Here is a 6,880-nt window from a genome sequence, read left to right on the forward strand (position 1 = left end):
ACGCAGTAAGCTTAACAAGCCTTCAGGAAAAACTGAAAGTTCTTTATTAACATGAAAAAAATTATCTAGAACTTGTAAAATCAGCAGCAATTCCCGATCGCCATGTAACTATCTGATTTTATGATTATTTCTAAAATAGACCTTCGTAAACATTTTTGGTGCCGACAGGTGTCTTTTCTGACATTGGCGGCGGGGTATGCATGTATAACTATTTAAAATAACAAAGAAATTTTTTAAACTACGGCGCATTTTGTTATTGACAACCCACTGAAGGGGTGGTCGCGATTTTTCTATGTGATATCAATAAATTACATAGGAGATCGCCATGAAGCCGCGCAAAATTTACCGTATCGAAGCCGTCAGAAAACTGGCCGCCAAATCCAAAAGAACCGTGAGAAAACATCTTAATGCCGACGCCCTGATCCAACTGATGCGCGAGGATTTTCAGAAAATCCCCGACCATCGTGCCGGCAATGCAAAAATATCACTTGGTGATGCCTTGATGTCAGCTCTTGCCATGTTCCAGCTGAAAGATCCCTCTCTGCTTGCCTTTGACAAGCGGCGGCGCGAAGAGCCGGAAAATCTCCATACCATCTGGGGCATTGCCGATATTCCCTGCGACAGCCAGATGAGAGACATTCTCGACCCACTGGATCTCTCCTCGCTGCGTGCCCCTTTTCGCAGCGCGTTCCGGCAGCTGCAACGCGGCAAGGATTTTGAAAAGATGGCCTTTCTGGATGGCCATTACCTGCTCAGCGGTGACGGCACCGGCTTCTACTCCTCGGAGAAGGTGTCATCCGATTACTGCATGGGCAAGAAAAACAATAACGGCAGCATCCTGTATTACCAGCAGATGTTTGCCGCCGCCTTTGTGCACCCGGACCACAGGGAGGTCATTCCCGTCTTTCCGGAAATGATCACCAGAAAGGACGGAGCAAAGAAGAACGACAGCGAGCGAAATGCCGCTGGTCGATTCTTCGAAGAATTTCGCCGGGAGCATCCGCACCTGAAGGTGATCGTGGTGGAAGACGGGCTGAGCAGTAATGGCCCGCATATCCGGGACCTGACACGGCTTGATCTGCGTTACATTCTGGGCGCCAAACCGGGCGATCATCAGTTTCTCTTCAACCGCATGGACGAAGCGGTTGAGCTGGGCAAGGCGACGGAATTTCAATACACAGATCCGGATGAACCAGAAAAGATCCATTATTTCCGCTTCATCAATCAGGCACCGCTCAACCAGTCAAACCAGGATCTGCTGGTCAATTTCCTGGAATATTGGCAGGTTGATAAACATGGCAAAACCACCAAATTCAGCTGGGTAACCGATCTTCCCATCACCAGGGAAAATGTTGTTGCTATCATGCGTGGCGGCCGAGCCCGCTGGAAAATCGAAAATGAGACCTTTAATACCTTGAAAAACCAGGGTTATAATCTCGGTCACAACTATGGCCTTGGCGAAAAGAATCTCAGCGCTGTTTTCGCCATCCTGATGATGCTGGCCTTCCTGCTCGACCAGATTCAGCAGATGAGTTGCTGGCTCTTCCAGGAGGCATGGGCCAAGGCGGAATCAAAAAGATACCTGTGGGAGACTGTCCGCGGTTTTTTCCACAACTACCGGGTTGATTCCATGGAGACCATCCTGCGGTCCATAGCCCATGGATTCGAGCGGAGAGAATTGAAAGAGGCATGCGCAACGTAACGACGGATAGCAGTAGATTGTCAAGGAGCGGGCCGTGTCAAGCCATGGTTGGCAAGGCGGCTGGACTGGTACGTCCAAAAACTAAAAAAAATGGCCGGAAATCAGCATAAAACGGCTAAACTGAACCGATCATCGAAAAACGGCGACTCATCATGGCTCTTTTTACACAAACGTCGCGAAATTTTATCATCCAAAAGGGTAGCGATGCCCATAACGGGAATGGCTGTAAAATCATATAAAGAGGAAATTAAATTTGCCGCCACTCTTCAAGAGGATTTGCGAAAAGAGAGGACTAAATTCTTTTCAGAATCATTAAAAGAGGTTTCTGCGACTTTAAAAGAATCTCAAGTAGATTCTAACGTTGCTTCTATTTGGATAAAAGAGTTGGTAAACAGCTACACAAAAAGCCTTGATCTGTCCAGTGGATTGATTGAAGATCACACCATTGACATGATTGGAGAGATTCGGCAAAAAGCAAAAAAAGAAGCTGTGGAAGTAAAGAAAAAAAATGAACAGGAATGATGAGATTTCATCGATGATAGAAGCATTACATGTGCTTAATATTGCGAGAAAAAAGCTTATTTTTGACTTCAAAAATAAGGAGCATGAAGTTTACCTACCGATGTTTAAATACGAGAATAATCCCGAATTAATGAAGTTGGCTCTTGAGAACTATTTCACCTCATGGATTAATTTTCATTTTTTTGCGTGGGATAAACATTATTCTAATAAGTCAGGTAAGTTATTTTACCAAGTCATCAAAAAGCTACTATTAAAAACAATCTCAAGCATCGATGAAATAGACTCATGCAATTTCCCCTTTCTCTCTAAGATGATTTCTTCTAAGGTTCAGTTGATTGATAGTCTAATTAGGAAAGGCGAAATGGATAACGAGAGATATAATGCCTTGTTGCTAGAATATGAAAAAGATAAAGTTTTGTTTGAACGAGAAATTAATCGACTAAAAGGAAATTTATAATGGGCCTGCTGTCCGCTCTTGGAAAATTGGGTGATATTGTTATGAAGCCAATAGAGCTTGTAACAGATTGGGGGCGAGAACCATTGAGAAAATGGGATCATGAAAGGGGAATTGAAAGAGATCGTGCTCGGATTAATGTTGAATCTCAAAATAAAATAAGAGAAATGGAAGCGGAATCAGACATCAGAGCACGGGAAAAAGAAATAGATATCAATCTTTCTATAAGAAAAGAGACAGAAGTTAAAAGAATTTTTATAGAATTGGAAGAGTTTAAGAAGGACAAGGAATTGCAACGGATGGTCGCTGTATCCGAGGCGATCATGAAGTACCAACAGGAGTTAACTAAACTAAATGTTAACGCCATAAATGCGATTGGCAATATGCAACTTGAGCTGAGAGAGAAAGCTCAACAGTTAGTTTACGATAAAACCATAAAATACAAGGCTTTGCAGGATCAGGCTATCAATGACGCGGCTAATGACCTGAAAAGAATAGATAGTGACTTTAATGATAACGAGGTTGCAAAAGACATTTTGATAAGAGCGGTAGATAAAAGATTGGCTAATATTATTGATACGGCTCACAACTTTCTTTTGGAGCTAAATGCAGATATCAAACTATTAAATCAAAGTATTAATATTCTGACGGAGCATGGACAAACTTTCATTGAAGGCCATCTGGAAAAGTTTCATGTGATCGAATCTGCAACGGAGGCTGTAAAAAAAATTGAAAATAAAAGCACATAACAATCTATATCCGACATCATCGGCATTGCCATGAAGCCTGAGTTTACCGCGCCATGGGCATACGAGCGCATGGTTTGGGGCGGGATATGGATGCTTCTTCTTCTCCTCCTCCCTGTCATGAAAAATCATCTTGTTCTGCGAGGAATGGTTGCCAGCCTCGCCCCCTCTGCAATGATGCTTTTTATGGTTCTTCCTTCGATGGGGCAGGGGATGAAAGAAAAGGGGTCAGGTCTGCCCTTGGCTCTTGGGTATGTATCATATGCCGCTGTAAAAAGATGGTTGGCCGAGTTTTTTTCTGCTTGACTTCCACAAACATTTGAATCACATATGGTGGATATGTGTTGGGAAAAACGACAGGCAATGATGCGGCTTGGAATCACAAACGGTCAAGGGGGCTTTGCAGGCCTGACTCAAGGACACAAAAACGGCTTTTTCTGCAGATTCGTTATATTTAATCTACTCATGAAAAATTTTCTTTTAATAATAATGTTGGGTTGCATTCACCCCTGTCCTGCTTTTGCAGGAGGACAGAAAGCTGGCTTTGACTGTGATCGTGCCCAAACCAGGATTGAAAAAGCTATCTGCAAAGACAGTTATCTATCTTGGCTCGACTTAAATATGACAAATAATTACAAAAAAACTCTTTCAAGAGGAATTGCTAATATAAAAAGTGATCAAAAACGATGGATTAAACAAAGGAATGAATGCACTAAATACCAAGACGATACCTCTCTGAATCGGTGTTTAAAAAACTTATATGGGGCTCGCAACAAGGAGCTAGGGATAATAGTTAAGAAAACTGACTATCCAGAAAAAGGGGCTGGCCGCTATGAGATACTTAATTGGTGGCCTACAGGGATAAAAACTCACATAATCCATATGGGCCAGGCTGATAAAGAATTATGTGAATCTTTTGAAGATTTCCTAAATGAAATACCTACAAATCAACCATATAGATGCTCCATAAAAAGCCAAAGCGATTTTTTCGCAAGAGCAAAATGGAACACATTAGACAGTGTAAATGACAAAATAACAATAAAGAGGATTTTTGAAATTTTATACAAAAGTAAAGTATTGACTGGATATTATAAAAGTATTTACGAAAAAGGTGATTTTACTGTTAAATCAACACTGTTAAGAAATATCGAAGGTTATGGCAACAATAGTATTATATATCAACTATCAATAAATAAATTATGTAATGAAAATGGCAATGAATGGATTGAACGTACTTATCTTGACGATAATAGATATTTTATAGAATCTCCGACTGGAGAAATAAAAATAAACGATACACCTGTAGCTTCTACTGAGTTGCTTATATACCAAAACAACATATTGTTTTATGGTTTTAGCAACCATTTATATGATGAAAACTGGAAAGAATTAGATCATGAAATGAGTGATGTTTACTTGATGAAAAAGACAAACTGGGGCTACTCAAAAACTTGCCGATATCAATACATAAAATAAATATAACGAACAAGGTTAGATTGTGAGAGCGCAGCGAGCCACAATCTGAACCGGTGGTTGGACAAGCCCGGTGGACGTATATAGAAAAGAGCTTTTGGGTTCCGGAGGGATCGGATCAGGCGAAGGAAGACGGGAGTGGCCCCCGCAATGTTCTTTGAAAAGGATTTTGGTGCTGTATCATGCTGCTTTACGCTGATTTCCGGCGTTTTTCGGGCGCAGGAGTCCCGTCCCGGTGCAATCCGGCTTGTGTCCTCGGCAAGTTCACGGCTTTCGTTTACATACCCGATGCCTCCGGCTCGTCTATTGCCGTAACGGAGCGGCCATGGCCGGTGGCCGGGCGATCATTGTCGCGGCGATCACCATGGCGGCCCCGCAGGCCGGGCAGATGATAGCCGGCCGTTGCTTCAGGTTGCGGACAAGGGCGCGCCATGGCGCGACCCGCAGCACCAGCTGCAGGAAGCGGAGCAGCTTTTTGCTGCATGCATGGAGAAAACCATACGACCTTGCCCGTCGAAACCCTCGGGGCAGCACATGGAGCATAAGCAGGTAGAGGAAGTACTCGCCCTTGACGGTTCGGGTCCGGTCTTCTCCGCTTTTGGCATGGCGATACCGGAAGGTGACCATGCCGTCCCGGCAGTGCAGGATGTCTTTTTCCCGGATAACACCCCGGTACAGATAACGGCCAAGATAGATAAGGGCCTTCTCGCCGTTGCCCGCGTCCTTGCAGTCAACCACCCACTGATCGGGGCAATCATGGGGAACCGGCAGCTTGTTTTCGACCAGGGTCTGGAGCAGCTTCGCCCGAAAGACCTTGGCCATGGCCTTGTGGCTGAAGAGATATTTCCCGGATTTTTCCTTCCACAGCCCGGTTTGCGGGTTGATGCTTGCTCCGGGCATGACAACGTGGATGTGCGGATGATAGTCCAGGGTTCTGGAATGGGTGTGGAGGATGGCGGTGAATCCCGCTGATCCGCCGAGTTTTTTGTCGTTATTGGTGAAGGATTTCAGGAGGTCCTGTACTGCCCTGAACATCAGGGCGTAAACGGTTTTCTGGTGTTTCCACGCCAGATCCCGCATCTGCCCGGGCAGCGTGAAGGTGATCAGGTAGTATTGACACGGCAGTCGTTTGTCAAGCTGGCTTTCCAGCCACTGCCGGCTCTCATGGTTCTGGCAATGGGGGCAGTTTCTGTGGCCGCAGGAATGGGGAATATAGATCCGTTCGCCGCACCGGTGGTCCGAACAACGGGCCAGCATGTGCGGTCCATGCTCGTATCTGCATCGGGCCATGGACTCCAGAGCCTTGATGTGGCCTGACAGGAGATTTTTGTTGTAGGTGCGGAAGAAGCTGTCCCTGAACTTGTTGATGATCGTGGAGAGCAGCATTATTTACGCCCTCCCCATCTGATGTCCAGGGAGTTGACCAGGGAATTGACGGCCAGTCTCGCATTGTTGGCCGTGGTGGAGGTCAGGTGGGTGTATCTGGCGGTGGTCAGGATGCTGACATGGCCAAGGATCTGCTGCAGCTCAAGCAGATCAACCCCGGCCTCCAGCATGTGGGTGGCATAGCTGTGACGCAGGGAGTGGCATGAGATTTTTTTTTATGCCGAGTTGCCGGACAACGGTCTGCATGGTGGTTTGAATGCCGCCCCTGTCCAGGGGCAAATCAACCAGGTGGGCATTTTTCAGACCTCTTTTCCTGCTGGGGAAGAGGAACCGGGGATGCTTGTGCATGGCCCAGAACTCCCGCAGCACCCGCAAGGTCTTGTCTGGCAGCGGCACCAGCCGGTCCTTGTTACCCTTGGCATCACGAATATGGACCCGCATGTTGCCTGCGTCGATGTCGCCGACTGTGAGTCGAATGCCTTCGCCAAGGCGCAGGCCCATGCTGTAGCAGGTAAAAAAGAAGACCTTGTAGCTCAAGGTTTTGGTTGCGGCAAATAGTTGCCCCGTCTGCTCGACGGACAGGATGTCAGGGATTCT

At 45.7% G+C, this 6,880-nt stretch carries 6 protein-coding genes and 3 pseudogenes; 6 read left to right on the forward strand and 3 right to left on the reverse strand.

The window, feature by feature from the left end:
- The first annotated feature begins 325 nt into the window (after positions 1-325).
- From BM485_16825 to BM485_16850, 6 genes and pseudogenes are all read left to right on the forward strand, one after another.
- Entirely contained in the window at positions 326-1,702 is a 1,377-nt protein-coding gene (locus tag BM485_16825) for a transposase (protein OKY73821.1), read from the forward strand.
- Positions 1,703-1,936: 234 nt separating this feature from the next.
- Positions 1,937-2,224, forward strand: a pseudogene (locus BM485_16830) (hypothetical protein).
- Positions 2,211-2,681, forward strand: a complete 471-nt coding sequence (locus tag BM485_16835; GenBank protein OKY73822.1) for a hypothetical protein — start codon at positions 2,211-2,213, stop codon at positions 2,679-2,681. The pseudogene BM485_16830 and the gene BM485_16835 overlap by 14 nt, the downstream one beginning before the upstream one ends.
- Positions 2,681-3,427 carry a hypothetical protein gene (locus BM485_16840; GenBank protein OKY73823.1) on the forward strand — a complete coding sequence of 249 codons (747 nt, stop codon included), beginning with the start codon at positions 2,681-2,683 and terminating at the stop codon, positions 3,425-3,427. The genes BM485_16835 and BM485_16840 overlap by 1 nt, the downstream gene beginning before the upstream one ends.
- A 6-nt stretch (positions 3,428-3,433) precedes the next feature.
- A pseudogene (locus tag BM485_16845) lies at positions 3,434-3,640 on the forward strand (hypothetical protein).
- A 147-nt stretch (positions 3,641-3,787) separates the two neighbouring features.
- Positions 3,788-4,900 carry a hypothetical protein gene (locus BM485_16850; GenBank protein ID OKY73824.1) on the forward strand — a complete coding sequence of 371 codons (1,113 nt, stop codon included), beginning with the start codon at positions 3,788-3,790 and terminating at the stop codon, positions 4,898-4,900.
- Between the two features lie 300 nt (positions 4,901-5,200).
- Here the strand turns inward: BM485_16850 and BM485_16855 are convergent, their stop codons facing one another.
- From BM485_16855 to BM485_16865, 3 genes and pseudogenes are all read right to left on the reverse strand, one after another.
- Positions 5,201-6,283, reverse strand: coding sequence for an IS91 family transposase (locus BM485_16855; GenBank protein ID OKY73825.1), 1,083 nt, complete (start codon positions 6,281-6,283; stop codon positions 5,201-5,203).
- Complete coding sequence (locus BM485_16860; GenBank protein ID OKY73826.1) at positions 6,283-6,477, reverse strand: hypothetical protein; 195 nt, start codon at positions 6,475-6,477, stop codon at positions 6,283-6,285. The genes BM485_16855 and BM485_16860 overlap by 1 nt, the downstream gene beginning before the upstream one ends.
- A pseudogene (locus BM485_16865) lies at positions 6,390-6,880 on the reverse strand (hypothetical protein). The gene BM485_16860 and the pseudogene BM485_16865 overlap by 88 nt, the downstream one beginning before the upstream one ends.

The organism is Desulfobulbaceae bacterium DB1 (genome assembly GCA_001914235.1).
Lineage (GTDB): Bacteria > Desulfobacterota > Desulfobulbia > Desulfobulbales > SURF-16 > DB1.

Coding starts and splice junctions, on each gene's coding strand:
- BM485_16835 (OKY73822.1), top strand. CDS start 2,211: ATGAACAGGAATGATGAGATTTCATCGATGATAGAAGCATTACATGTG.
- BM485_16855 (OKY73825.1), bottom strand. CDS start 6,283: ATGCTGCTCTCCACGATCATCAACAAGTTCAGGGACAGCTTCTTCCGC.
- BM485_16825 (OKY73821.1), top strand. CDS start 326: ATGAAGCCGCGCAAAATTTACCGTATCGAAGCCGTCAGAAAACTGGCC.
- BM485_16840 (OKY73823.1), top strand. CDS start 2,681: ATGGGCCTGCTGTCCGCTCTTGGAAAATTGGGTGATATTGTTATGAAG.
- BM485_16850 (OKY73824.1), top strand. CDS start 3,788: ATGATGCGGCTTGGAATCACAAACGGTCAAGGGGGCTTTGCAGGCCTG.